This window comes from Actinomycetota bacterium (assembly GCA_005774595.1).
Classification (GTDB): domain Bacteria; phylum Actinomycetota; class Coriobacteriia; order Anaerosomatales; family D1FN1-002; genus D1FN1-002.
The window spans coordinates 1-1,003 of the sequence record VAUM01000522.1 but is presented as its reverse complement, the minus strand read 5'-3'; the positions used below and the strand labels follow the sequence as shown (position 1 = coordinate 1,003).

The window sequence follows — 1,003 nt, the reverse complement described above, 5'->3', positions numbered from 1 at the left end:
GGCCAGAACGTGCCGATGGCGTTGCTGCCTCCGCCGACGCACGCGAGCACCGCGTCCGGAGTGACACCGCGCTCGGCGAGCTGCGCGATCGTCTCGCGGCCGATGACGGCCTGGAAGTCGCGCACCACGGTCGGGTACGGGTGCGGCCCGACGGCGGAGCCGAGCACGTAGAACGTGTCGCGCACGCGCTCGACCCAGTGGCGCAGCGCGGCGGTCACCGCGTCGTGCAGCGTGCCGGTCCCCTCTTCGACCGGCACGACCTCGGCGCCGAGCAGCCGCATCTTGTAGACGTTCAGCGCCTGGCGCCGGATGTCCTCGGTGCCCATGAACACCGAGCACTCGAGCCCGAGCAGCGCCGCGGCGGTGGCCGTCGCGACGCCGTGCTGTCCGGCGCCGGTCTCGGCGATCACGCGCCCCTTGCCCATGCGCACGGCCAACAGGCACTGGCCAAGGGTGTTGTTGATCTTGTGCGCGCCGGTGTGGCACAGGTCCTCGCGCTTGAGCAGGACGCGGCCGAGCCCGGTGGCGGCGGCGAGGTTGCGCGCCTCGTACAGCGGCGTCGGCCGGCCGACGTAGTCGCGCAGCAGCGCGCCCAGCTGCTCGGCGAACGCGGGGTCCGCCTGCGCGGCGGCGTGTGCCTCGGCGAGCTCGGCGAGCGCGGGCATCACCGTCTCGGGGACGAACTGGCCGCCGAAGCGACCGAAGTAGCCTCGGCTGTCGGGCAGCGGATAGGTCACGGCTGCGGCATCTCGGCCAGGACCGTGATGAGCACGCCGTCGAGCGCGTCGTACGCGGCCTCCGAGAGGTGTGAGTCGCCCGGCGCGGCTTCGTAGCCGGAGCGCAGCGACCCGTCCGGCGCCGTGAGCGCGCCGTTGAGGTCGAGCACGCGCACGTCCTGGCCCGCGATCGTGCGCTGCTCGGCCAGCGTGCTCACGCGCTCGCCGAACTCGCGGTGCTCCGCGACCAGCTGAGGCGTGGTCTCGCCGGGCACCTTGGGCAGCGC

At 73.7% G+C, this 1,003-nt stretch carries 1 protein-coding gene; it reads right to left on the bottom strand.

What is annotated here, in order from left to right; genetic code table 11:
• A partial coding sequence (locus tag FDZ70_11410) for a pyridoxal-phosphate dependent enzyme (protein TLM64558.1) occupies window positions 1-665 on the bottom strand: 665 nt, incomplete at its 3' end.
• Between the last annotated feature and the right edge of the window lie 338 nt (window positions 666-1,003).